24 protein-coding genes and 3 tRNA genes are annotated in these 25,779 nt (G+C 39.5%); 9 read left to right on the top strand and 18 right to left on the bottom strand.

Features of this window, described 5'->3' with window-relative positions; translation table 11 throughout:
* Positions 1-149 precede the first annotated feature (149 nt).
* The 10 genes from GNP81_RS01315 to tsaE all read right to left on the bottom strand — a co-directional run bounded on the left by GNP81_RS01315 (position 150) and on the right by tsaE (position 10,888).
* Positions 150-1,466 carry an adenylosuccinate synthase gene (locus GNP81_RS01315; RefSeq protein ID WP_005421150.1) on the bottom strand — a complete coding sequence of 439 codons (1,317 nt, stop codon included), beginning with the start codon at positions 1,464-1,466 and terminating at the stop codon, positions 150-152.
* 177 nt (positions 1,467-1,643) lie between these two features.
* Complete coding sequence (locus GNP81_RS01320; RefSeq protein ID WP_155674247.1) at positions 1,644-1,829, bottom strand: DUF2065 domain-containing protein; 186 nt, start codon at positions 1,827-1,829, stop codon at positions 1,644-1,646.
* Positions 1,830-1,926: 97 nt separating this feature from the next.
* The gene (gene hflC / locus GNP81_RS01325; protein ID WP_005421154.1) at positions 1,927-2,811 is read right to left on the bottom strand and encodes a protease modulator HflC; all 885 of its coding nucleotides are present in this window, start codon (positions 2,809-2,811) and stop codon (positions 1,927-1,929) included.
* Positions 2,812-2,813: 2 nt separating this feature from the next.
* Positions 2,814-4,022, bottom strand: coding sequence for an FtsH protease activity modulator HflK (gene hflK / locus GNP81_RS01330; protein ID WP_155674246.1), 1,209 nt, complete (start codon positions 4,020-4,022; stop codon positions 2,814-2,816).
* Positions 4,023-4,058: 36 nt separating this feature from the next.
* Positions 4,059-5,360, bottom strand: coding sequence for a ribosome rescue GTPase HflX (gene hflX / locus GNP81_RS01335; RefSeq protein WP_011262724.1), 1,302 nt, complete (start codon positions 5,358-5,360; stop codon positions 4,059-4,061).
* Positions 5,361-5,400: 40 nt separating this feature from the next.
* Complete coding sequence (gene hfq, locus GNP81_RS01340; RefSeq protein ID WP_011262725.1) at positions 5,401-5,667, bottom strand: RNA chaperone Hfq; 267 nt, start codon at positions 5,665-5,667, stop codon at positions 5,401-5,403.
* 104 nt (positions 5,668-5,771) lie between these two features.
* Positions 5,772-6,704: a tRNA (adenosine(37)-N6)-dimethylallyltransferase MiaA gene (miaA, locus tag GNP81_RS01345; RefSeq protein WP_155674245.1), complete on the bottom strand. Its 933-nt coding sequence runs from the start codon at positions 6,702-6,704 to the stop codon at positions 5,772-5,774.
* On the bottom strand, positions 6,697-8,679 hold the full coding sequence (mutL, locus tag GNP81_RS01350; protein WP_155674244.1) for a DNA mismatch repair endonuclease MutL: 1,983 nt from the start codon (positions 8,677-8,679) through the stop codon (positions 6,697-6,699). Before mutL ends, miaA begins: the two co-directional genes overlap by 8 nt.
* An 11-nt stretch (positions 8,680-8,690) precedes the next feature.
* Positions 8,691-10,430: a LysM peptidoglycan-binding domain-containing protein gene (locus GNP81_RS01355; RefSeq protein WP_336495403.1), complete on the bottom strand. Its 1,740-nt coding sequence runs from the start codon at positions 10,428-10,430 to the stop codon at positions 8,691-8,693.
* A complete protein-coding gene (tsaE, locus tag GNP81_RS01360; RefSeq protein ID WP_005421169.1) occupies positions 10,424-10,888 on the bottom strand; it encodes a tRNA (adenosine(37)-N6)-threonylcarbamoyltransferase complex ATPase subunit type 1 TsaE in 465 nt (154 codons plus the stop codon). Before tsaE ends, GNP81_RS01355 begins: the two co-directional genes overlap by 7 nt.
* Positions 10,889-11,106: 218 nt before the next feature.
* On the opposite strand from tsaE, the gene queG reads away from it, so the two are divergent.
* On the top strand, positions 11,107-12,216 hold the full coding sequence (gene queG / locus GNP81_RS01365) for a tRNA epoxyqueuosine(34) reductase QueG (RefSeq protein ID WP_336495406.1): 1,110 nt from the start codon (positions 11,107-11,109) through the stop codon (positions 12,214-12,216).
* 558 nt (positions 12,217-12,774) lie between these two features.
* Here queG and GNP81_RS01370 read toward each other — a convergent pair.
* The 4 genes from GNP81_RS01370 to orn all read right to left on the bottom strand — a co-directional run bounded on the left by GNP81_RS01370 (position 12,775) and on the right by orn (position 13,790).
* Positions 12,775-12,850: transfer RNA gene (locus GNP81_RS01370), tRNA-Gly, on the bottom strand.
* A 32-nt stretch (positions 12,851-12,882) separates the two neighbouring features.
* Positions 12,883-12,959 (bottom strand) — tRNA-Met (locus tag GNP81_RS01375).
* A gap of 72 nt (positions 12,960-13,031) precedes the next feature.
* A tRNA-Gly gene (locus GNP81_RS01380) sits at positions 13,032-13,107 on the bottom strand.
* Between the two features lie 137 nt (positions 13,108-13,244).
* Complete coding sequence (gene orn / locus GNP81_RS01385) at positions 13,245-13,790, bottom strand: oligoribonuclease (protein WP_063653253.1); 546 nt, start codon at positions 13,788-13,790, stop codon at positions 13,245-13,247.
* A gap of 98 nt (positions 13,791-13,888) precedes the next feature.
* Between orn and rsgA the strand changes: the two genes are divergently transcribed.
* From rsgA to GNP81_RS01400, 3 genes are all read left to right on the top strand, one after another.
* Complete coding sequence (gene rsgA / locus GNP81_RS01390) at positions 13,889-14,953, top strand: small ribosomal subunit biogenesis GTPase RsgA (protein WP_336495402.1); 1,065 nt, start codon at positions 13,889-13,891, stop codon at positions 14,951-14,953.
* Positions 14,954-15,032: 79 nt separating this feature from the next.
* The gene (asd, locus tag GNP81_RS01395; RefSeq protein ID WP_336495401.1) at positions 15,033-15,896 is read left to right on the top strand and encodes an archaetidylserine decarboxylase; all 864 of its coding nucleotides are present in this window, start codon (positions 15,033-15,035) and stop codon (positions 15,894-15,896) included.
* A 95-nt stretch (positions 15,897-15,991) separates the two neighbouring features.
* Complete coding sequence (locus GNP81_RS01400) at positions 15,992-16,879, top strand: DMT family transporter (RefSeq protein ID WP_196587400.1); 888 nt, start codon at positions 15,992-15,994, stop codon at positions 16,877-16,879.
* Positions 16,880-16,915: 36 nt separating this feature from the next.
* Here the strand turns inward: GNP81_RS01400 and epmA are convergent, their stop codons facing one another.
* Positions 16,916-17,890: an elongation factor P--(R)-beta-lysine ligase gene (gene epmA, locus GNP81_RS01405; protein WP_196587399.1), complete on the bottom strand. Its 975-nt coding sequence runs from the start codon at positions 17,888-17,890 to the stop codon at positions 16,916-16,918.
* A 407-nt stretch (positions 17,891-18,297) separates the two neighbouring features.
* Here epmA and frdA point away from each other — a divergent pair, with 407 nt between their 5' ends.
* The 4 genes from frdA to frdD are packed head-to-tail and all read left to right on the top strand — an operon-like array spanning position 18,298 to position 21,606.
* Positions 18,298-20,103 carry a fumarate reductase (quinol) flavoprotein subunit gene (frdA, locus tag GNP81_RS01410; protein ID WP_005421181.1) on the top strand — a complete coding sequence of 602 codons (1,806 nt, stop codon included), beginning with the start codon at positions 18,298-18,300 and terminating at the stop codon, positions 20,101-20,103.
* Positions 20,103-20,846: a succinate dehydrogenase/fumarate reductase iron-sulfur subunit gene (locus GNP81_RS01415; RefSeq protein WP_005421182.1), complete on the top strand. Its 744-nt coding sequence runs from the start codon at positions 20,103-20,105 to the stop codon at positions 20,844-20,846. Before frdA ends, GNP81_RS01415 begins: the two co-directional genes overlap by 1 nt.
* Before the next feature lie 2 nt (positions 20,847-20,848).
* A complete protein-coding gene (frdC, locus tag GNP81_RS01420) occupies positions 20,849-21,232 on the top strand; it encodes a fumarate reductase subunit FrdC (RefSeq protein ID WP_005421183.1) in 384 nt (127 codons plus the stop codon).
* A gap of 11 nt (positions 21,233-21,243) precedes the next feature.
* Positions 21,244-21,606 (top strand): fumarate reductase subunit FrdD, encoded by a 363-nt coding sequence (gene frdD, locus GNP81_RS01425; RefSeq protein WP_005421184.1) that lies wholly within the window; start codon positions 21,244-21,246, stop codon positions 21,604-21,606.
* Between the two features lie 295 nt (positions 21,607-21,901).
* Here frdD and efp read toward each other — a convergent pair whose 3' ends face one another.
* Entirely contained in the window at positions 21,902-22,468 is a 567-nt protein-coding gene (gene efp, locus GNP81_RS01430) for an elongation factor P (protein WP_005421186.1), read from the bottom strand.
* 32 nt (positions 22,469-22,500) lie between these two features.
* On the opposite strand from efp, the gene epmB reads away from it, so the two are divergent.
* Entirely contained in the window at positions 22,501-23,523 is a 1,023-nt protein-coding gene (gene epmB / locus GNP81_RS01435; protein WP_155674242.1) for an EF-P beta-lysylation protein EpmB, read from the top strand.
* 63 nt (positions 23,524-23,586) lie between these two features.
* On the opposite strand, the gene pfkA is transcribed toward epmB, so the two are convergent.
* A complete protein-coding gene (pfkA, locus tag GNP81_RS01440) occupies positions 23,587-24,549 on the bottom strand; it encodes a 6-phosphofructokinase (RefSeq protein WP_005421189.1) in 963 nt (320 codons plus the stop codon).
* Positions 24,550-24,768: 219 nt separating this feature from the next.
* Positions 24,769-25,674: a CDF family cation-efflux transporter FieF gene (gene fieF, locus GNP81_RS01445; RefSeq protein ID WP_155670937.1), complete on the bottom strand. Its 906-nt coding sequence runs from the start codon at positions 25,672-25,674 to the stop codon at positions 24,769-24,771.
* Positions 25,675-25,779 lie beyond the last annotated feature (105 nt).

Genomic DNA, 25,779 nt, shown 5'->3' on the forward strand with positions numbered 1-25,779 from the left:
AACTTATTGATTCAATGAAATTTAAAGGTTTTGAGGGGGAGAGGAGCTAGAAATTAGGGGCTAAAAACTAGGGACTAGAAACTAGAAACTAGAATACCAGGCATAAAAAAACCAGCTACATGAGCTGGTTTTTTTCATTCACAAAGCAATTAAGCTTGGAATGGGTGTACCTTGATGATTGTCTCGTTACGGTCAGGACCTGTAGAGATAATATCAATTGGCACGCCTGTTAGATCTTCAATACGCTTGATGTAGTTTAGAGCAGCTTGTGGAAGCTCTTCTAATGTTTTCGCACCAAATGTGTTTTCAGACCAACCTGGCATTGTTTCGTATACTGGCGTTGCTTCTTCAAACGCTTCAGCAGCCATTGGAGAAACTTCTAGTAAAGAACCATCTTTCATCTGGTAACCAGTACAGATTTTTAGTTCTTCTAAGCCATCTAATACGTCTAGTTTAGTTAGACACATACCAGATAGTGAGTTGATTTGGATTGCACGACGCATCGCAACAGCATCAAACCAACCAGTACGACGTAGACGACCAGTTGTTGCGCCAAACTCGTGGCCAACAGTACCTAGGTGTTTACCAATTGGATCTTGCTTCTCTAAACCATCGTATAACTCAGTAGGGAATGGACCTGAACCTACACGAGTACAGTATGCTTTAGTAATACCTAGGATGTAACCTAAGTGACGAGGACCAAAACCAGAACCTGCAGCAACGCCACCAGCGGTAGTATTAGAAGATGTTACATAAGGGTAAGTACCGTGGTCGATATCTAGAAGAGTACCTTGAGCACCTTCAAACATGATCTTGTCGCCGCGCTTACGTGCTGCATCAAGAGTATCAGTAACATCGATAACCATTGAAGTTAGTAGATCAGCATAGCTCATCGCTTGCTCAAGTACTTCTTCGTAGCTTACTGGTTCAACTTTGTAGTAGTTAACTAATGCAAAGTTATGGAATTCCATTACTTCTTTTAGTTTTTCTGCGAAAGCAACTTTATCAAATAGATCGCCAACACGTAGACCACGACGAGATACTTTATCTTCGTACGCTGGACCGATACCACGACCTGTTGTACCAATTGCTTTGTTACCACGTGCGATTTCACGCGCTTGGTCTAGCGCAACGTGATAAGGAAGAATTAGAGGACAAGCTTCAGAAATGAATAGGCGTTCACGAACTGGAATACCACGCGCTTCAAGTGGCGCCATTTCTTTTAGTAAAGCATCAGGTGAAAGCACTACGCCATTACCGATAATGCATTCAACATTATCACGTAAAATACCTGATGGAATTAAGTGTAGAACGGTTTTTTCACCGTCGATAACTAGAGTGTGGCCTGCATTGTGGCCGCCTTGATAGCGAACTACATACTTTGCATCTTCAGTTAAAAGGTCTACGATTTTACCTTTACCTTCGTCACCCCATTGGGTGCCCAGAACGACAACGTTATTTCCCATCTTTCCAAGTCTGCTTGTTAGTTAAAAATGGATTCTAGCATTGATAGAAAAATCTTTCAGTTATTTTTAACCGAAATCTCACTTTCACTATAAAGCGCTATTAATATTCCGTTATTTATTATTTCTTTTTCTAATAAAATCAGAAATTAGTCTGCGATTTTATATTTAAACAAAAAATCAAAGCATCACACTACAAATAACAAGCCCTGCGACCACTAAACATCCACCAATTCGACGTAGCGTATTATCCGGCTGTTCACTCAATTGAGCGACCATATTACGCCAGCCATTAGGGGCAACTAATGGTCCCAACCCCTCAACAATTAACACCATACCAATCGCTAACCAAATTGCGTTACTCATTATCAATCCTTAATTCGATTAAATTTCTATACGCTAAATACAAAACAAGGCCCCGAAGGACCTTGTTATTTTATGCGTTAATTAAACAAATGAATGTTTACTTTCCGCCTTTTGGATCATTCATGTACTTGAAGAAGTCAGTCTTAGGATCAAGTACTAAGATATCACTCTTACTATTGAATGATTTTTCATACGCTCTTAATGAACGAATGAAGCTAAAGAACTCAGGCTCTTTATTAAATGCATCTGCATACAATTTAGCAACTTTTGCATCTGCATTACCACGAGTAATTCGTGCTGTTTTATCTGCTTCAGCAATAATTGTCGCTACTTCAAGCTCTGATTGAGCACGAATAACTTCGGCTTTCTCACGACCTTGAGAACGTAGTTTACGAGCAACAGCTTCACGCTCTGCACGCATACGACGGTAAATAGATTCAGAGATCTCTTCTGGTAAGTTGATTTTCTTAATTCGTAAATCAATTACCTCAATCCCTAAATCACCCGTTCCATCTTGCGAATCTAGAAGTACTGTTGCCATTACCTCTTCACGCTTTTCAGAAACAAGTTCTTTTACTGTCGTGCTACCAATCTCAGCACGAAGACCATCAGATACACGACGTTGTAATAACGCTTCCGCTGTTAAGATATTACCACCACCCGTAGCTAGGTAGAATTGACCAAAATCTTTAATCTTCCACTTAACATATGAATCGATGATAACGTCTTTTTTCTCTGACGTTACGAAGCGGTCTGATTGGTCATCCATTGTTTGGATACGAGCATCTAACGTGTTTACACGATCGAACAGTGGCATTTTAAAGTGAAGGCCAGGTTCGTAGATACGTGTAATGTTGTTATCTTCTTTAATCAAACGACCAAAACGAGTAACAATACCGCGCTCACCTTCTGGTATCACAAACAGTGACATCAGGAAAATAGCAACAACAACGATAAGTGTTGGGATCATTAACTTACGCATGATTAATATCTCCCTTCACGTGTTGAGTTACGGCCAGTAGAGTTCGTAGTAGTTGGTTGGTTCTTTTTCTCTAATTCAATCGTGTAATCTTTTGAAGACGATGTTGATGTCTTAGGAGATGCGTTTGTCGCTCCCTGTTGATTACCCGTAATTTTATCTAATGGAAGATATAAAAGATTTCCATTTGATTCTGAATCGATCAAAACCTTGCTTGTATTGCTGTATACACGTTCCATTGTATCAAGATACAAACGAGTACGAGTTACTTCTGGAGCTTTATTGTATTCAGGCAATAGTTTTTCAAACTGTGCAATTTGACCAATTGCTTCGTTAACTTTACGTTCAGTATAACCTTGAGCTTCTTTCTTCAAACGCTCAGCACGACCTGTCGCTTTTGGAAGAATGTCATTACTGTACGCTTCAGCTTCACGAATGAAACGCTCTTCATCTTCTCGAGCTGCAATTGCATCATCAAATGACGCTTTTACTTGCTCTGGTGGACGAGCTGATTGGAAGTTCACATCAACGACAATTAAACCCATATCGTATTTATCAATAATACGATTAAGTGTTTCTTGAGTACGTTGACGGATCTCTTGACGACCACTGGTCAAGATGTCATCCATTTTTGCATCACCAATAACAGCACGTAATGCAGAATCTGTCGCTTGACGTAAGCTGTCATCAGCATTCGTTACGGTATAAAGGTATTTATGAGCATCAGCAACACGGTATTGAACACCCATTTCAACAGTAACTACGTTTTCATCTTTTGTTAGCATTAAACCTTTTGAGTTTAAAGAACGAATAGACTGAATGTTTACTGGTGTTACTTGATCAATGAAGGTTGGTTTCCAGTTTAGACCTGGATCAACCATACGATCGTATTGGCCAAAACGTAATACAACGCCTCGGTCACTTTCACCAATAGTATAGAAACCAGAGAATACCCAAATCGCAATAGCGACAACTGCAATCAGTCCTAAACCAACTGCACCACCATTACCAAATGAAGGTAAACCACTGCCACCTTTATTGCTTCCACCGTTATTACCACCACCAAACTTACCGCTTAGCTTCTGGCTTAACTTGTTAAACACCTCATCAAGATCTGGTGGACCTTGATCACGGCCACCGCGATTTTTATTACCCCAAGGGTCTTTATCGCCGCCGTTATTGTTGTTGTTATTTCCAGGCTCATTCCACGCCATTAGAAAACTCCATGATAATTATGAAGATAAAGAATTCTATGCACTCTCTTTAGTGATAATAAAATCACTCAAGGGAGCATCTTCACGTTTTTCCAACTTAGACCAATCAACTTGCTGCATACGTACATCAACCAGCAAACTGCCATCATCTTGATATTCTTCGTTAAGAATACATTGCATTTGAAAGAATTTACTTCGAAGACGTCCAACCCAATCAGGTGGTAAAAGCAAAGAATGCTCAACCATCTGTCCAGATAAGCGCTCTGTTAATGCTTGGAATAATAACTCTATGCCTTTGCCTTCCATCGCGGAAACCCAAACACATCGAGGTATACCTTCCTCATCACGCTCAATTCGTGGCTGTTGATCTTCTAAGTTATCAATCTTATTCATTACAAGAAGAGTCGGTACCTCATTGGCATCTATCTCTTCAAGAACAATATCTACTGCTTCAATATTCTCACGAAAACGTTCATCACTCGCATCTACAACATGTAACAAGATATTAGCTTCTTGTGTTTCTTGTAATGTCGCTTTAAAAGCGGCAACCAAATCATGTGGTAAATGACGAATAAAACCTACCGTATCAGCAAGAATTGAGGTTCCTACATCGGCAACTTCTATTTTCCGTAATGTTGGGTCCAAAGTCGCAAACAATTGGTCAGCGGCATAAACCCCAGCCTCTGTAATCCGGTTAAACAACGTAGATTTACCTGCGTTGGTGTAGCCGACTAAAGAAATGGTTGGAATTTCTGCACGGTGTCTAGCTCGACGCCCTTGCTCACGTTGTTTGGCTACTTTGCCTAACCTACGAAGAATCGCTTTAATACGTTCACGCAACAATCGTCTATCTGTCTCTAACTGAGTCTCACCTGGACCACGTAAACCTATACCGCCTTTTTGACGTTCAAGGTGAGTCCAACCACGGATTAATCGCGTAGAGATATGACGTAATTGTGCTAACTCAACTTGCAACTTACCTTCGTAAGTTCGTGCACGTTGAGCAAATATATCCAGTATTAGACCCGTACGATCTATTACTCGACACTGACATAATTGTTCTAAATTTCGTTCTTGAGCTGGAGATAATGCGTGATTAAAAATCACAATATCTGCGTTATTAGCTCGAACAGCATCGGCAATTTCTTGTGCTTTGCCTTCACCAACATAATATTTAGGGAGTGGAGATTGACGGGTTCCCGTCACAACACCTACTGTGTTTACCCCCGCAGAAGAAATTAACATTTTACATTCGTTAAGATCTTCAATCTCCCCTTGATAGGTAAAGTCAATGTGCACAAGAATAGCCTGTTCACCGGATTCATAACGGTCAAACAAGCGTTAACTCCTTAACTGATTAACTATCTCTAGAATAGTATTACTCTTCAGTTTTTTCTTGTGGACGCTCGCCTTGTGGGCGATCACTCGCTGAGTGATGGCTTACAGCACGAGCCGGAACAACAGTAGAAATCGCATGCTTGTATACCATTTGGTTTACTGTGTTCTTAAGTAGGATAACAAATTGGTCAAATGACTCGATTTGTCCCTGTAGTTTGATCCCGTTAACTAAATAGATAGATACTGGAATCCTTTCACGACGCAGCGCATTCAAAAATGGGTCTTGCAAAGATTGCCCTTTAGCCATTTTTATTTTCCTTTTTGGTTTGTAATTGTAATTTTATTTAGCTATGAGCCTTTAGCTTATGACTAAACGCACTTAAGTTAAACAACATTGAAGCATTTTTGTGCTTATTTTTTCTCTAATTGAGTCGAAATCAACTCTAAAGCGCCGTCAATGTCATCACTATCAAGCCAAGTTAACTCTTTCCAGCTACGTAGCCAGGTAATTTGTCGCTTGGCTAATTGACGAGTAGCACAGATACCACGGAAAACCGCCTCATCCAATGTCCCCTCCCCGTCAAAATAGTCCCACATTTGTCGATAACCAACACATCGAATTGATGGTAAATCAGCATGAAGATCATCACGTTCATATAATGCTCGTGCTTCAGCTTCAAACCCTTCTTCCATCATATTCGCAAAGCGAAGTTCAATACGACGATGAATTTCTGCTCTCTCTTTTGGTGCAATCGCAAATTGATGCACCTCATAAGGCAAAGCATCACCTTTAATCTGGGTTAATTCTGTTAATGTTTTACCCGAAATTCGAAATACTTCCAACGCTCGGGAAAGTCGTTGTGGATCATTTGGATGAATTCTTTCAGCTGAGACAGGATCAATCAATTTTAATTGATCATGCATGGCTTCCCATCCAAATTGTTCCGCTTCTTGCTCAATTTGAGCTCTAATATCAGCATCCGCTGCTGGTAATGGCGAAAGACCTTCAAGAAGTGCTTTGTAGTACAACATAGTACCACCCACTAACAATGGGATCTTTCCTTGAGCAACGATATCATCCATCTCTTTAAGAGCATCACGACGAAAATCCGCTGCCGAATAACTCTCTGTTGGATCAAGAATATCAATAAGACGATGAGGAGCCTGTAAAAGTTCCTCTGCATTTGGTTTTGCCGTACCAATATCCATACCCTTATAGATAAGGGCGGAGTCTACGCTAATCAACTCCACAGGAAAACGTTTTCGCAATTCAATCGCTAAGTTTGTTTTCCCTGATGCCGTCGGTCCCATCAAAAAGATGGCTTTTGGTAATGCTTTATTCATGACTAAATGCTTGTATCACTTGTGTAATATCGATGTCTTTTAACAATTTAGGGTAGAAATCATTCAATTTATCTCCCCATAATTGCTCTAATTCCATCACTAATTGAATTGCCTGAGCTGTAGTATAACTTACTTCATCGTGTTGAATTTGATGAGAAAGCCATTTTATTACTTGCTCTAACGATGGATTAATTTGTTCTAGATACCTTAACAGATTCGGGATCAATTGTTGTAAGTTCTGCTGTCTGATTGGTTGACAAACAGCCATTACGATAATATTTGTTCTATTTTTAACTTTAAGATCAATACCTAAAGATTTCAACAAAGAGGCGTAATTAGATAAATTGTTACAAATTGACTCATCAATACCAACAGAAAGCGGTATCAATAAAGGTTGAGGTTTTAACGGCTCAACATTAACCGAACTTAACTGACCGTAGATTTTGACAAACTCAGCATAGCGTAAGTTCAATAACTGAAGTTGCTTTCCTTGTTGCAGCAATGCAAAAGACGATTCAACAACACTTAATACTTTGCCTAATGTGATGTCACTTTTAGATACATGAGTAACTTGAGGTGCAACTCGCTCAATTTGTTGAGTAGGTTTGAATGTATGTGATTGCTCATTAACCTGAGAGAAACTTTCTCTCTGATCTCTACTTTGGGTGGTAAGCAACTCATTATAATTAGAAAGTGCTTTTTCCGCTGGTTTATCATTATGAAACGAACGAGATTGTGCGCTAGGCTTCGAAGATGAGTTTCCAGCAGTGGTTTTCGGGATCCATGAATCTAAGGGAGCCTTATTTGGATAATTTGGCGTAGATTCTACTGCTGCTCTTAGTTGCTCAGATTTAGGGTAATGCGATTGTTGAGGCTGTCGAACGTACTCCTTCATTGGTGGAAAATACGATTCTTTATTCTCAACTTTTTGTTCTTCCACTAGTGGTTGATCATTACATGCTACTTTTGATAATGAAGCACCTTGCTGTAACGCGCCAAAAATAGCTTGGTAAATAAAGTCATGAACTAATCGTGCTTGATGAAAACGCACCTCATGCTTTGCTGGGTGCACGTTAACATCAACATCATGTGGATTAATCTCAATAAATAAAATATACGCTGCATATTGGTTTGCAGGTAAAGATGATTCATAACCTTGGCGGATAGCATGATTGATTAGCTTATCTTTCATCATACGTCCGTTCACATAACAGTATTGAATATCACCCTGTGCTCTTGCTCCTTCGGGAGACGATATCCAACCGTGAAACTTTAATTCCCCATGCTCTAACTCAACTTCTAATGCATGCTGCAAGAAATTAGCACCACATACGGCCGCTAAACGTTTTTCTATTTGAGGTTTAGTTTGTGCAGCTCGATATTGACGAACCATCTTACCGTTATGACGTAAATTAATCGTCACATCCAATCGGCTTAATGCTATACGCTTCAATAATTCATCAATATGAGTAAATTCTGTTTTATCTGCTCGCAGGAACTTACGTCGTGCAGGGGTATTAAAAAACAGATCCACCACATCAATAGTGGTTCCAATTGGATGAGCTGCTGGCTTTAATTTCACATTCATTTCTCGACCTTCAGCATAAGCAGACCATGCCTCTTCTTGGGCAACAGTACGAGAGGTTAGTGTTAAACGTGAAACTGAACTGATAGAAGCAAGCGCTTCGCCTCGAAAGCCCAAACTAACAATGGCTTCAAGATCGTCTAATGAAGTGATTTTTGATGTGGCATGGCGGCTTAAGGCTAAGGTGAGTTCATCTTTTGGGATCCCCGATCCATTATCGCGGATTCGGATTAACTTACTGCCACCTTTTTCGATATCAATATCGATGCGAGTTGCTCCCGCATCGATACTGTTTTCTACCAATTCTTTAACAACAGAAGCCGGACGCTCCACAACCTCACCCGCCGCAATTTGGTTGGCTAATCGTGCTGGTAAGATTTGAATTGGCATGACCTTGTTCCTTAACTGGTTGGAATAATGAGCACCTGCCCTATAGCAAGCTCATCTGAACGTAACTTGTTTGCTTTTCTTAAGCTGGAAACAGATACGCCATATTTACTTGCAATTTTACCTAAGAATTCACCACGTTTCACCGTGTGTTTCTTAACTGGAGCAACAATACTCACTTTCAATTTTTGTCCAACAAACAAAGTATCTGACTTCAATTTATTTAATGAACGGATACTGCTGGTTGTTACTTTATATTTAGATGCAATCTTTCCTAAATACTCACCAGAACGTACTTTATGAGTAATAATAGTACGAGCTTGACTTGATGATGTACTTGATGAAGATGTTGTCTTCTTCGGTGCAACATACACAGGTTTATTACTTGGGATAACTAAAACTTGTCCAATCTTTAAGCTCGTGCTTTTAAGATTATTTTCACTTTTAATTTTCGCCATTGACGTTCCGTATTTCTTTGCAATTAAAGATAAGGACTCACCAGAACGTACCTTATGTTTTGTTTGACCACCTTGTGCAGCAAGTAGTGTACCTTGCGGCGGGTTATCGTGAAGATAACGAATGATTGCTTTTGAAATAGAGCGTGCAATTTTATCTTGATGAGAGCGTTGGAATAATTGCTTTTCTTCCGTTGGGTTCGAAATAAACCCAGTTTCAATCAAAATAGATGGGATATCTGGTGACTTTAATACTGCTAAGCTCGCATTCACAGGCTCTTTTTTATGCAGTCTAATCACTTTTCCCATTTCAGATAACACATTCTTTGCTAATTTATATCCTTCCTTTTGAGAATGACTAAATTGCAGATCCAATAGCGTTTGGCTTACGTTTCTATCGTTACTGTTTTTCGCTAGTACATCTCCAGCACCACCCAATAACTCTGACTGTTTCTCGTGTTTTTCGACCCAACGACCAATTTCAGTATTCGCTCTACGTGTATTCAATACAAACACAGAGCCACCTCTTGGCTGCGGTGAGCGGAAGCTATCGGCGTGAATAGAAACTAATAAATGCGATTTATTTTTTCGAGCTATCTCTGTACGTTTATTCAAATTTACAAAATAATCGCCACTACGAGTCATTACCGCTCGCATGCCTGGTTGAGCATTAATTTGAGCAACTACTTTTTTCGAAATCGCTAATGTCGCATGCTTTTCGTACTTTCGTGTTGGACCAATAGAACCAGGGTCTTCACCACCATGGCCAGCATCAATAGCAACAACAATTTCACCATTACCAATAATATGACTGTTATTTGAGTTAATTACGGGTTTAGAGGGTGTACTTGGTTTACTCGGTGTTGGCGTTGAATTCGTTGTTCCTGAATGAGGTAAGTCCATCACCAAACGGTGACCATATTGTCCACCTGGCGTTGGAGCCAATTTAAACACTTCTGCTGTAACAGAATGCTTTAATTCAAAAACCAAACGCGTAGTGTTTTTTGATGGTGGCGAACTCTTTCTTATCTTAGTTAGTACCTTGCTGTCTTTAACATTTAAAGGCAACTTAGCTTTTACATTCGTATTCTTAAGATCAACAACCAAACGATATGGACTACTTAATGTAAAGTAGCTGTAATTTGCTTCTGAATTTAAGTCAATAACAATACGAGTTTCATCAGGCGAAGGCCAAACTCGTATTCCCTCTAACGTGTTTGCAGATACAAAAAAGCTACTTGTTGAAAGAACAACAAATAGCGTATACCAAATAATTCGAAAATATTTACCGATTAACACAAATCCAACCGCTGTACTAAACTACATCCATACTCATTATTACCTGTGATCACAACATGACGAGCTTCACCATCGTAGCGAATATCAATATCAAGATCTGGTGCTGGTAATAACCCTTCCCCTTTCTCAGGCCATTCAACTAAACAAATTGCATCATCAGTAAAATAATCACGGATCCCCATAAACTCAAGTTCTTCAGGATCAGCTAGACGATATAGATCAAAATGATATACCTGCCACTTATCAAGTTCATATGGTTCAACCAATGTATAAGTTGGACTTTTTACATTACCAGTATGACCTAATGAACGAATGAATCCGCGGCTAAACGTAGTTTTACCTGCGCCAAGATCACCATGTAGGAAAATTGTTGTTTGTTGAGTGCAAGCTTGAGAAAGCTGTCTACCGAATTCAACCGTATCGTCTTCAGTAGCTAAATTAAATTCAAAGCGTTCCATTATTCACTAATTTCACTATTTTAATTGTCTAAATTGATGGACTTGGTATCAAATTCACAATTTAATGTGATGAATGTTTATACACAAGTTATCTTATCGGTTTGTTAATCTCATTGAGTAGAACTTTTATAATCAGTATCTAATTACGAGTTATCTTGTCTATATGATAAACTTTTACTCATTATACTGTAATAAAAAAATGTAATCTCCCTGTGAAAATTAACTATCAAGAACTCGCAAATAACATCAAACTTTGGGCAAAAGAGCTTGGCTTTCAAAAAGTCGGGATCTGTGATGTCGATTTATCTCATCATGAAGCAGCATTAGAGCAATGGTTAGATGCGGGTTATCACGGTTCAATGGATTGGATGGCACGTCATGGCACCATGCGAGCAAGACCCGATGAGCTTCATCCTGGGACAATTCGAGTCATCAGCGCTCGAATGGATTACCTTCCTCCTGAAGCCAATTTTGCCAGTAACTTAAAAGATCCAAACCAAGCTTATATTAGTCGTTACGCTCTCGGACGCGATTACCATAAACTGATCCGCAATCAATTAAAGAAGCTAGGACAAAAAATTGAAAAAGAAGTCGAACAATTAGGTTATCGACCGTTTGTGGACTCTGCTCCAATTTTAGAACGCCCATTAGCAGAAAAAGCGGGATTAGGCTGGACAGGAAAGCACTCACTTCTTCTTGATAAACATGCCGGCTCTTGGTTCTTTCTTGGCGAACTATTAGTTGATATACCATTACCAGTTGATACACCTGTAGATAATCAATGTGGTAAGTGCACCGCCTGTGTTTCTTCTTGCCCTACCAATGCTATTCTTGAAAACGGTGTAATTGATGCTCGCCGCTGTATTTCTTACTTAACCATAGAAAACAGTGGTGTCATTCCTGAAGAGTTTCGTTCATTAATGGGAAATCGTATTTACGGTTGCGATGACTGCCAACTGGTTTGCCCTTGGAACCGAGAAGCTGAAATTACTCAACAAGCTGATTTTCATCGTAGAAGCTCATTAGGCGACTCTGATCTTATTTCACTTTTCTCTTGGGATGAAAGCACCTTCTTAAAAAATATGGAAGGCTCTGCGATTCGCCGTATAGGACATACCCAATGGCTACGTAATCTTTCTATCGCAATGGGAAATGCTCCTCATTCAGAAGCAATACTATCAGCACTACAAGAGCAATTAGGCTTAGATGAGAATCTAGATATCCATATTCAATGGGCGATAAAGCAACAATCTCTTGCTATCACGTCAAATAGAAAAGAACAACGCTTAATCCGTATCATTGAAAAAGGGCTTCCAAGAGATGCCTAACTAGTATTATCCCAATAAAGTCATTCTCTGTTGATAACCATTTAAGGTTACATATAGCGTATGTGGAAAAGATTTCTATCTTTAGCAAACAACGGGAATATTAAAAAAGTTAAACACAAGACAGGAATATGATTAGGATCAAGGAAGTCAAGCAAAAAGATCTTTAAAAACCTTTCAAATAATGCATGAAAAAACAAAAAGCCTTATTTTTCAAATAGATAAAAAATACAAGTAAATTTAACGATCAAAAAATAAAAGCAAGATCCTTGATAAAACTCATTTCTTTCAGTTTTTTCATAAACAACTAACAGAGTTATCCACAGAAAGTGATATGTGGATAAGTTTGTTGATTATATGGTAGTTAACAAACATAACTAACCCTCTGCGCTTACTCTTTATATGGAAAAGAGACCAGATGCAGATAGATTATTCGATTCTTTCATTGGTTATGAATCTGAGTATTCTAAAGAGCAGGATTTGTAGTGGGGTTAATGCTTCACAGCATTAATTTTAAAGAAAATAAAAGCGCTGAATATGATTCAGCGCTTTTATTTTGTTTGGAGCGACACACGAGGTTCGAACTCGTGACCTCAACCTTGGCAAGGTTGCGCTCTACCAGCTGAGCTAGTGTCGCATGATTAACCGCTAATGCGTTCAATCTAAATGTGGTTGCGGGAGCAGGATTTGAACCTACGACCTTCGGGTTATGAGCCCGACGAGCTACCAAGCTGCTCCATCCCGCGTCCGGATGCATTGTTTAAGACAATGAGACTATTATCTTATCATTCAATTACTTGAACAAGAAGCTTTAAATTTGGAGCGACACACGAGGTTCGAACTCGTGACCTCAACCTTGGCAAGGTTGCGCTCTACCAGCTGAGCTAGTGTCGCATTCTGATAAGGAGTAGCTCCTCGTTCAGAGGCTGCGAATTATACGAGTAAACTGTGATGATGCAAGCGTATTTTGAAAAAAAATGCGATTTTTTTTCAAAATCGCGTTTTTCCGCTCAACAAATCATCAAATGAAATTAAATTGTGAAAATATGTTGGCGATAATACTTCAATTCTGCAATAGATTCGCGAATATCATCTAATGCTAAATGCGTACCTGCTTTGGTAAAACCATCTAAAACTTCAGGTTTCCATCGACGTGCTAGCTCTTTAATTGTACTTACATCAACATAGCGGTAATGAAAATACTCTTCTAATGTTGGCATATGCTTATATAAGAAACGACGATCTTGTCCAATACTATTGCCACAAATTGGTGATACGCCTTTTGGAACCCATTGCTCAAGAAAAGCAATAGTTTCTGCAATTGCAGCTTCTTCATCGTATTTACTTTCTTGTACTCGAGCGACTAATCCGCTATTTGTATGAGTATTGGTACACCAATCGTCCATTTTAGCCAACTCTTCTTCTGGCTGATGGATCGCAATTACTGGACCTTCTGCTAAAATATTCAGTTGTGCATCTGTCACAATAGATGCAATTTCGATGATTTTATGAGTTTCAGGATCCAATCCTGTCATCTCTAAATCCACCCAAATCAGGTTTTGATCATTAATTGCCATAGAGAGTTGCCTATTTTGTAACTAAAAAGGGTATGATACTCGGGCCGATTTATCTTTCAACATAAAACTGAAAGCCAACCAACAAGTGAATTAATTTCGTGGCAAAGAAGAAAAAGCTAACCAAAGGCCAAGTTCGCCGAGTACGCTCAAATCAAAAAAAGCGTATTGAAAAAATTGAAGACAGTGTGCAATGGGATGAAACCCTACTAGAAGCAGCTAAAGAAGGTCTAGTCATTACACGCTTTGGTCAACATGCTGATATTGAAGATCCTGATACTAAAGAAATCCATCGTTGTAATTTACGTCGAGGTATTGAAAGTTTAGTTTCTGGTGACCGTGTTATTTGGCGTCCAGGAACTGAGGTTCTTGCTGGTATTTCTGGTGTCGTTGAAGCCGTGAAGCCAAGAACATCAATGTTAACCCGACCTGATTACTATGACGGTATAAAACCAGTTGCAGCTAACGTTGATCAAATGGTTATCGTTTCTTCAATTCTTCCTGAATTGTCGCTTAACATTATCGATCGATACCTTATCGCTTCAGAAACTCTGAATATCAAACCATTAATTGTATTAAACAAAGTGGATTTATTATCTAAAGAAGAGTTCACCAAGGTACAACAACTGCTGAGCTTATATGAAGATATTGGTTACAAAGTACGATATGTAAGTAAAGAATCTGGATATGGTGTAGAAGAGCTTGAAACTGAATTGCGAGATCATATTAATATCTTCGTTGGTCAATCTGGCGTAGGTAAATCGAGCCTTGTAAATGCACTCATGCCTGAGCTTGAAGTGGAAGTAGAAGAAGGTGCGGTATCTGAAAACTCAGGCCTTGGTCAGCACACCACCACTGCAGCACGTCTGTATCACTTCCCACACGGTGGTGATTTAATTGACTCTCCTGGAGTTCGTGAATTTGGTTTATGGCATTTAGAAGCTGAACAAGTAACTGAATCATTTATCGAATTTAAAGACTTTTTAGGTGGCTGCAAGTTTAGAGACTGTAAACACAAAGATGACCCAGGTTGTTTACTGCAAGAAGCGGTTGCAGAAGGAAAAATTAATAAACAACGCTTTGAAAGCTACCATCGTATTATTGAAAGCATGTCAGAGAATAAAGCAAATCGACAATTCTCTCGAAATAAAAAAGCAGATTTATAATCACAATAAACCTTGGGTTTAGCGACAATGTAAATATGTGGTAATATCCACAGCAAATGATAACTATTAGGCAAACAACGTGTCAGATAATTTAAAGATTGGGTTACAATATCTAACTCCAAAACATGCACTTACTCGTTTGGCTGGCAAATTAGCATCAGCAAAAATGGGATGGTTAACAACTGCTGTTATTAAGTGGTTTATCAAACAATACAACGTAAATATGGATGAGGCTAAAAACCCAGATCCTGAAGCGTATTCAACATTTAATAACTTCTTCGTTCGTGAATTAGAGGATGGTGCTCGTCCTATTAATGAAGAGGATTCTGTTATTTCTCACCCTGCTGATGCTTGTGTTAGCCAATTTGGTCCAATTATGGACGGTAAATTAGTACAAGCAAAAGGCCACGTGTATTCTGCACAAGAATTACTAGGTGGTGATGAAGCACTTGCTGCTGAATTTATGGGTGGTGAGTTTGCAACACTGTATTTATCACCAAGTGATTATCACCGTGTTCATATGCCTTGTGATGCTACGCTACGTAAAATGATTTATGTTCCTGGTGACTTATTTTCAGTTAACCCATTAACGGCTGAAAACGTACCGAACTTATTTGCACGTAATGAACGTGTTGTTTGTATTTTTGATACCGAGTTTGGTCCTATGGCTCAAATTCTGGTTGGTGCAACGATCGTTGGTAGTATTGAAACTACATGGGCAGAAACCGTAACACCACCAACAGGTCCTGCGGTTAAAACATGGCACTACCCTCTTTCTGGTGACGACATGATTTGCTTTAAGAAAGGTGAAGAAATGGGTCGCTTTAAATTAGGCTCTACTGTAATTAACTTGTTTGCACCTAACTCAATTAAATTTGATGACTCAATGGAAAATGGTACACCTACTCGTATGGGTACACCATTTGCTCATATCGTAAAATAATCAAATTTTATTAAGAAATAATAAATAGCGAACAATATGTTCGCTATTTTTTTATCTTTAGATAATCAGAATCAATTAACTCAATGGAATGAATGATGGGATATGAATGGTTAGCGTTAGCTGCTGCTTGTTTATGGGCACTATCAAGTATGATTTCTGTAACCCCTGCAAGGCATCTTGGTGCATTCGCTTATAGTCGTTGGCGTATGGGTTGCGTCACCATCATGCTCTCTAGTCTTGCTTGGTTTACTGGCGGTTGGCTCTCTATTGAATCTTCTCACTTATATCCAATGATGTTATCTGGACTCATTGGTATTTTTATTGGCGATACAGCTCTATTTGCATGCTTTAATCGCATGGGACCACGCCAAGCCGGTCTGCTCTTTTCTTGCCATGCTCTATTTTCTGCCATTCTTGGTTACTGGTTATTTAACGAAACACTACAAGGTTGGGAGCTTGTCGGTGCCGTCTCTGTTTTTTCTGGTGTTTCGATTGCTATTTTCTTTGGTAAAAAAACAGATAATCAAGGAACATGGGATGAAGTAAGAGGCAATATCTGGATAGCAATCTTCTTAGGGTTACTTGCGGCTTTTTGCCAAGCTCTTGGTGGTGTTATAGCAAAACCAGTAATGCTTACTAATGCAGACCCTATTGCGGCCTCAGCAATACGAATGGCTTCAGCTTTTGCAGCTCACAGCTTATTAAGATTAATGAATGTTCCAATATCTCGCCCTATTACACCAATTAACTTTCGTATTCTTGGAATTGTGGCTTTAAATGGTTTTCTCGCAATGACTGTTGGTATGACACTCATTTTATATGCATTGCAAAAAGGAAATGTGGGGATGGTTGCTCTGCTATCTTCGACAACCCCTATTATGATTTTGCCTTTATTATGGTTATATACAAAAAAAGCACCGAACCGCTTTGCGTGGCTTGGTGCTTTTTTAGCTGTTATGGGTACGGGATTAATCGTCAGTTAATCTTACCATTAGATTCATAACCTTTAATCTGGGAAGTTATGCCCTATCAAAAGGAAATGCTGTAACTTGATCGATGTGCTTCTCACCCATCGCAAGCATAATTAAACGATCAATACCTAAAGCAACACCAGAACAATTAGGTAAACCCGCTTCTAGCGCAGCGATCAAATGATAATCAATGGGTTGTTCAATTAGCCCCATTGATTTACGTTTTGCATTATCTTCTTCAAAACGCATGAGCTGCTCTTTTGCATTATCCAACTCATGAAAGCCATTCGCTAACTCAATTCCCTTAAAGTACACCTCAAATCGTTCAGCAACTCTTGGATCGCTTGGATTAATTTTAGCTAACGCCGCTTGAGAAGCAGGAAAATCATAAACAAAAGCAGGTACATCTTGCCCAATTTTTACTTCAACTCCCATACTAAATAAAAGCTGCAATAAAGTGTCACGATCTTCTTCAATATCTGCAATATCAGATAAACCTAATGGCGCAGCAACCGCTCTTAATTCATCCATATTCGCTTCTAAAGGACAAACACCAAGTACTTGAATAAAAGCTTCTTGATAAGTCATACGTTCAGCATTGTCACATTTCAACACTAACGTTAATAACTCATTCATTTCATCCATTAGGTTATGATGATCAAAACCTAAACGATACCACTCTAGCATAGTGAATTCAGGGTTATGGTAACGTCCTGCTTCTTCGTTTCGAAACGCTTTATTTATTTGGTAAATACACCCACTTCCAGCGGCTAATAAGCGCTTCATATGAAACTCAGGACTAGTCATGAAATAAAGATGAGTACCATCTGCATATCCTGGTCCAATAAAGTCGGTTTGGAAAGTATGTAAATGCACATCCGTTACCGTCGCATGACTCATTGCAGGCGTATCCACCTCCATCACTTTTCGCTCAGAAAAGAACGAACGGATTGCAGCTAAAATATCAGCTCGTTGCTGTAATTGCTCAATTGATGCACTAGGCATCCAGTTTTGACTAGTCATAATCTTACACATTAGAAAAACTTATCCGAAATAATACCTTATCTCACAATTTTACGTTACCTATTTTTTAACTTTATAAATACCCTTAAGCATCAAGGGGATACCGAACCAATAAGAATCATTATCACTTATAAAGCAACAACTTAACTACAATTTGCCGCCAAAATTAACAGCTTTAACTAGTTGACGGAGATCACACTATAAGCAACAAACTGCCCCATTAGTGGTACTTGCTCTACAAAACTTTATCCATATCAATTTTTATTACAAAAGCTCACATAGAATAGAGAACAGAATTTTTAAGTTATTATTTGCTCTTTTTTGTCATATGAGCAGGTTAGATTCTCATAATTAGTCACAATTACGTGATTAGTTTAATTTTTTATCTTTTATCCCGGAGGATAACTGTGAAGACTATAACCACAGATATCGCAGTAATCGGCGCGGGCGGTGCAGGTTTACGTACTGCCATTGCAGCTGCAGAAGCTAACCCAGAGCTGGAGATTGCTCTGATTTCAAAAGTATACCCAATGCGTTCACATACAGTGGCTGCAGAAGGTGGTTCCGCTGCCGTGACCAAGGAAGAAGATACACTAGACAATCACTTCAACGATACTGTTGGCGGTGGTGATTGGCTGTGTGAACAGGATGTTGTTGAGTACTTTGTAGAAAATGCATACCGTGAAATGACCCAATTAGAACAATGGGGTTGTCCATGGAGCCGTAAAGAAAATGGTGAAGTTAACGTTCGCCGTTTTGGTGGTATGAAAGTTGAACGTACATGGTTTGCTGCGGATAAGACCGGCTTCCACATGCTTCACACTCTATTCCAAACATCAATGAAATACCCTCAAATCAACCGTTTTGATGAGTACTTCGTTGTTGACCTTCTTGTGGAAGAAGGCCAAGTTCAAGGTCTAATTGCTATTCATATGGCAGAAGGCGAACTTATTTGTATTAAAGCAAAATCTGTTGTTCTTGCAACGGGTGGCGCAGGTCGTGTTTACCACTGTAATACCAATGGCGGTATCGTTACTGGTGATGGTATGGCTATGGCATTCCGTCACGGTGTTCCACTACGTGATATGGAATTCGTACAATACCACCCAACAGGCTTACCTGGTACTGGTATCCTGATGACTGAAGGTTGTCGTGGTGAAGGCGGTATCATCGTAAACAAAAATGGTTACCGTTACCTACAAGATTACGGCATGGGTCCTGAGACTCCTGTTGGCGAGCCAAAGAACAAATATATGGAACTGGGTCCTCGTGACAAAGTATCTCAAGCGTTCTGGCATGAGCAGCAAAAAGGCAACACAATTAAACACCCTCTAGGTGATGTTGTGCATCTAGATCTTCGTCACCTTGGTGAAGAATATCTACATGAGCGTCTACCATTTATCTGTGAATTAGCAAAAGCATACGTAAACGTTGATCCAGCTAAAGAGCCAATCCCAATCCGTCCAACGGTTCACTACACTATGGGTGGTATCGAAACGGATAAGAACAATGAAACAAGCATCAAAGGTCTATTTGCTGTTGGTGAATGTTCTTCTGTTGGTCTTCACGGTGCAAACCGTCTAGGTTCAAACTCTCTAGCTGAGCTAGTTGTATTTGGTCGCCTTGCTGGTGAAAAAGCCGCTGAACGTGCAGCTGAATTCACTTCTTGGAATGACGAATCAATCCAGAAACAAATTACTGAAGTTCAAGCTCGCATTGATGCGCTAATGGCGCAAGAAGGTGACGAAAACTGGGCAACTATCCGTACTGAAATGGGTCACTCTATGGAAGCGGGTTGTGGTATCTATCGTAAAGAGCATGAAATGCAAGATACGATTGATAAGCTGGCTGAACTAAAAGAGCGTTACAAGAAAATCAGCATCAAAGATAAAGGTAAAGTGTTCAACACTGACCTTCTATACGCTATCGAAGTTGGTTACGGTCTTGAAGTTGCAGAAGCAATGGCTCACTCAGCGATTCTACGTAAAGAGTCTCGTGGTGCACACCAACGTCTAGATGAAGGTTGTACAGAGCGTGATGATGAGAACTTCCTAAAACACTCATTAGCGTTCTACAACAAAGATGCAGCGCCTACTATCAAGTACAGCGATGTAACGATCACTAAATCACAACCAAAAGCTCGCCTATATGGTGAAGCAGCTGAAAAAGCAGCAGCAGAAGAAGCGGCGAAGAACGCAGAGGAGCACGCATAATGACGGGTGGCAATCGAATCCAAAAAGTAAGCATCCTGCGTTACGACCCAATGAAAGATGAGAAGCCTTATCTTCAAACGTTTGATGTTCCTTGTGATGAAACAACGTCTGTATTAGACGCTATTGGTTACATCAAAGATAACCTAGACAAAGACCTATCTTACCGTTGGTCTTGTCGTATGGCGATCTGTGGTTCTTGTGGCATGATGGTAAACAATGTACCAAAACTGGCTTGTAAAGCGTTCTTACGTGATTACCCAGATGGTTTAACATTAGAACCATTAGCTAACTTCCCAATTGAAAAAGATTTAATTGTTGATATGACGCCATTCATTGAGCGTTTAGAAGCAATCAAACCTTATATTCTAGGAAATGATCGTACACCTGAACAAGGTCCAAACACTCAGACTCCTGAGCAAATGGCGAAATACAAACAATTCGCTGGTTGTATCAACTGTGGCCTATGTTATGCAGCATGTCCTCAATTTGGTCTAAACCCTGAGTTCATTGGTCCTGCAGCGCTGACTCTTGCACACCGTTATAACCTTGATAGCCGTGATAACGGTTCAGCTGAACGTATGAAGCTAATCAATGGTGACAACGGCGCATGGGGCTGTACATTTGTTGGTTACTGTTCTGAAGTGTGTCCAAAACACGTTGACCCAGCAGCAGCTGTAAACCAAGGTAAGATCGCATCGTCTCAAGACTTTGTTATCGCAATGCTTAAACCTCAGGAGGCATAAGGATGAGCAATCGTAAACCTTACGTTCGCGAAATGACACGTACTTGGTGGAAAGATCACCCTTTCTACCGCTTCTACATGGTTCGTGAAGCAACGGTTCTACCACTAATTTTCTTTACTATCTGTCTGCTTGTTGGTCTAGGTAGCTTAGTTAAAGGTCCACTTGCTTGGGCTTCTTGGTTAGATTTCATGGCAAACCCTATCGTGGTTGCTCTGAACATTGTTGCTTTAGCTGGTAGCTTATTCCATGCTCAAACATTCTTTAGCATGATGCCGCAAGTAATGCCAATTCGTCTTGGTGGTAAAACACTGGATAAAAAAGTGGTTGTTCTTGCACAATGGGCAGCGGTTGCTGCAATCACATTACTTGTACTGGTTATCGTTTAAGGAGAATTATTGTGGTAAATCGTAATCCAAAGCGTTCTGACGAACCAGTATGGTGGGGCTTATTTGGTGCTGGCGGCACTTGGTTTGCAATGCTAACACCAGTAACTATCTTAGTTCTTGGTATCTTAGTTCCACTTGGTGTGATCGGTCCTGAGTCAATGAACTACCTACGTGTTGCTGGTTTTGTTACTAGCATCATTGGTGCATTATTTGTTATCGGTTCTATCTCTATGCCAATGTGGCATGCGATGCACCGTCTGCACCACGGTATGCATGACCTAAAATTCCACACAGGTACTGCGGGTAAAATCGCATGTTACGCAGCTGCTGCACTAGCAACTGTATTATCTGTTGTGTTTATCTTCATGATCTAATCATCATCTAGATACTGAAAAAAGGTTGGCTTTATGCCAACCTTTTTTGTATCTGCTATGTAATAAATAATACCATTCTGGATAAGTAGTTGTTCAGATAATTGCGTAGGGAGAATAGATTACAGCAAGGCATAAATTACAGTAACTGGTTAATCTAATTACAAAATTTATAACGCTGATATAATCGATTTTAACAAGCAAGAATGATCAAATACTTATGTAGATTGGTATAATAAAAAAAGGCCACCGAAGTGACCTTTATCATTAATTGCAGCTCAATCTAATCTAGATCGAATTACTTCACACGACCAACGTATTCGCCAGTACGTGTATCAACTTTAACTACTTCACCAATAGCGATGAATAGTGGAACACGAACTACTGCACCAGTAGATAATGTTGCTGGTTTACCACCAGTACCTTGAGTATCACCTTTTAGACCAGGGTCTGTTTCAGTTACTTCAAGTTCAACAAAATTTGGTGGTGTCACTGTAATTGGATTATCATTCCAAAGAGTCAGTGTACAAGTATCGTTTTCTACTAGCCATTTAGCAGCATCACCAACTGCTTTAACATCAGCTGCGATTTGCTCAAAGCTTACGCTATTCATGAAGTGATAGAATTCACCATCGCTGTATAGGTAGTCAAGATCAACATCTACTACATCAGCTAGTTCAAAACTTTCACCTGATTTAAATGTTTTTTCTAGTGTTTTACCAGAAAGCAATCGACGAAGTTTTACACGGTTGAATGCTTGACCTTTACCTGGCTTAACATATTCGTTTTCGATAATTGAGCATGGCTCATTATCTAACATAAATTTCAAACCGCCTTTGAATTCATTGGTACTTACTGACGCCATGATTTCCTCTTAACATCGTTGAGTTATAAATAATGTCACACATAATAACCCGAAATGACGCTCCTGTTGAGCAAAACTGGCTCAAAGAACTAGCGAATGCGATCTCTAACCCTCATCAACTACTTTCAACACTAGGTATTGATAGCACTCCGTGGGAAAAAGGATTGGAAGCGAAAAAGTTATTTGCGTTACGTGTGCCGACAAGTTTTGTCGATAGAATGGAATTTGGCAACCCTTTTGATCCTTTATTACGCCAAGTATTGCCTTTAGATCAAGAATTCGAGGTACATGAGGGATATTCGAACGACCCTTTAGAAGAACAAGACAACGAGCAACCGGGATTATTGCATAAATACAAAAACCGAGTTCTACTGATTGTGAAAGGAGGTTGTGCCGTTAATTGTCGTTATTGCTTCCGTCGTCACTTTCCATATCAAGACAACAAAGGCAGCAAAACCGTTTGGCAAGAATCCATTGATTATATAGCCGACCATCCAGAAATAAATGAAGTTATTTTCTCTGGAGGTGATCCTTTAATGGCAAAAGATCATGAGCTTCAATGGTTAATTGAGCATATTGAAGCGATTCCACACATCAAGCGCCTCCGTATCCACTCTCGTTTACCAGTAGTAATACCAAACCGTATTACTGATACACTTTGTCAGCTATTTAAAAAAACACGCTTACAAATCATTCTAGTAACTCATATCAACCATGCTAATGAAATTAATCAAGATCTCATCAGCAGTATGCAAAAACTGAAACTTGCTCATGTCACTCTATTAAACCAAAGCGTGTTATTAAAAGGCGTTAATGATAATGCAGATACATTAACTCAATTAAGTGAAGCATTATTTGATGCAGGTATTTTGCCTTATTACCTTCATGTATTAGATAAAGTCCAAGGGGCTGCTCATTTCTTTATTTCAGATGAGAGAGCTAAACAGTTAATGAGTGAACTGATAGAAAATGTTTCTGGTTACCTTGTACCTACATTAGCTAGAGAGATTGGTGGTAGAAAAAGCAAAACACCTCTCGACTTATATTTGGAATAATTACAAGCATAAAAAAACCGAAGCACTCGCTTCGGTTTTTTGTATCTAGAATTCAATTCTAAATTAGAATAACTCTTCAGCTACTTTGTATAGCTCAAGTTTTTCTGGACGACGCATGTTTTCAATTGCATCAATGATATCGTGGTGAACAAGTTGTTCATTTTGAATACCAACACAACGGCCACCGTGACCATCGATTAACAATTTAACACCGTAGTTACCCATGCGAGAAGCTAGGATACGGTCGAATGCACCCGGTTGCCCACCACGTTGAATGTGACCAAGAACCGTTGCACGAGTTTCACGACCTGTTTCAGCTTCGATTTCTTTTGCAAGTTGGTTAACATCAGTCATCAGTTCAGTAATCGCGATGATTGCGTGCTTTTTACCTTTCGCAATACCATCTTGGATATTTTGAATTAGCGCTTCTTTGTTTAAACCTGTTTCAGGAGTAATAACATACTCACAACCACCAGCAATTGCAGACATAAGAGTTAAGTCACCACAGTGACGCCCCATAACTTCTACAATAGAAATACGTTGGTGAGAAGAAGACGTATCACGTAGACGGTCAATGGCATCAATAACAGTGTTTAATGCTGTTAAGTAACCAATTGTGTAGTCAGTACCCGCGATATCATTATCGATTGTGCCAGGAAGACCGATACATGGGTAACCCATTTCAGTTAATTTCTTCGCACCCATGTAAGAACCGTCACCACCGATAACGATTAGCGCATCAATGTCGTGTTTCTTAAGGTTTTCGATCGCTTTTTCACGAACAGCTACTTCTTTAAACTCAGGAAAACGTGCTGAACCTAAGAATGTACCGCCGCGGTTGATCATATCAGATACGCTGTGACGCTCTAATTTTTCGATACGATCTTCAACAAGACCTAAGTAGCCATCATGAATACCAAATACTTCTAGGCCTTCCGTCAATGCTGTACGAACAACACCACGAACTGCCGCATTCATACCCGGCGCATCGCCACCACTTGTTAAAACACCAATCTTCTTGACCATGGTTACCCTCTAAATATGGTTGGGAATTTCAATTTCAATTTTGAACACAGCAAGCAAACTCCCTAATCTGCTCACCATTAATAATCTGTAATTTTTTTTCTTATGTAAGAGTATTACCAGTTTACTGAAAAAGTTCGTTGATTCACATCAGAATCAATCATGACAATTTTATTTTTCTGTTACCAAAAAACAAAAAACGCTAATAATACTACCAAACACTTAACTAAACTGTTGTTGTTCTCTGTCTGAGTCTAGCACAACTGATAATGGGTCTTGATGAATTATGATATCAGAATGCGGGAACACAGATAAAAGCTCATCTTCCACCGCATCTGCAATCTTATGCGCTTGAACTAAAGGCATTTGATCTGGCAGCTCTAAATGTAGTTGAATAAATCGAGTAGGGCCAGCTAAGCGAGTACGTAAATCATGAATCCCCTTCACTCCTTCAACTCGACAACACGCTTCCCTTATTTGTTCTAACTCTTCTTCTGGTAATTGTCTATCAAGCAACAATTGAATCGCTTCATAAGCCATTTTAAACGCACTTACTAATATATACGCACCAATTACCAAGGCAAAAATAGCATCGGCTTGATGCCAACCGTACCAACTCAACGCCAGCGCCAACATAATAGCCGCATTCATAAATAAATCGGTTTTATAATGCAGAGAGTCCGCGGCAATCGCTTGGCTTCCCGTTTGCTTCACGACCCACTGTTGAACCAACACAAGTCCAAAAGTTAAAACGATAGCAAAACCACTAACGTAAACACCTAATTCAGGTGCAATCACATCTTGAGGACGGAAAAAACGCTCAACACCATTCAATAATAAGAAACAAGCAGAGCCAGAAATAAACATAGCTTGAGCCAATGCAGCAAGAGATTCGGCCTTACCATGTCCAAATCGATGCTCTTCATCTGGTGGCTGAAGTGCATAGCGCACAACCAATAAATTCGTAATAGATGCGCCCATATCAAGCAATGAATCAACGAGGGAAGCCAGTAAGCTCACTGAGCCCGTTACCCACCAAGTTCCTAATTTAAATAACATTAAAACCGTTGCCACTATGGTTGCAAGCCATGCAGCCATCGTTACTAAAGAGGCGTATTTCTGAGTCATGTTTTTTCCATTGCTTAAAAATCAATCCCTAGTATAAAGATTTAATCTCAAAATCGTAATTCCATTTTTTAATATATTTACAACAATATTGGCATAAACAAAAAA

The sequence above is a fragment of the Aliivibrio fischeri genome, from assembly GCF_009727955.1.
GTDB lineage: Bacteria > Pseudomonadota > Gammaproteobacteria > Enterobacterales > Vibrionaceae > Aliivibrio > Aliivibrio fischeri_A.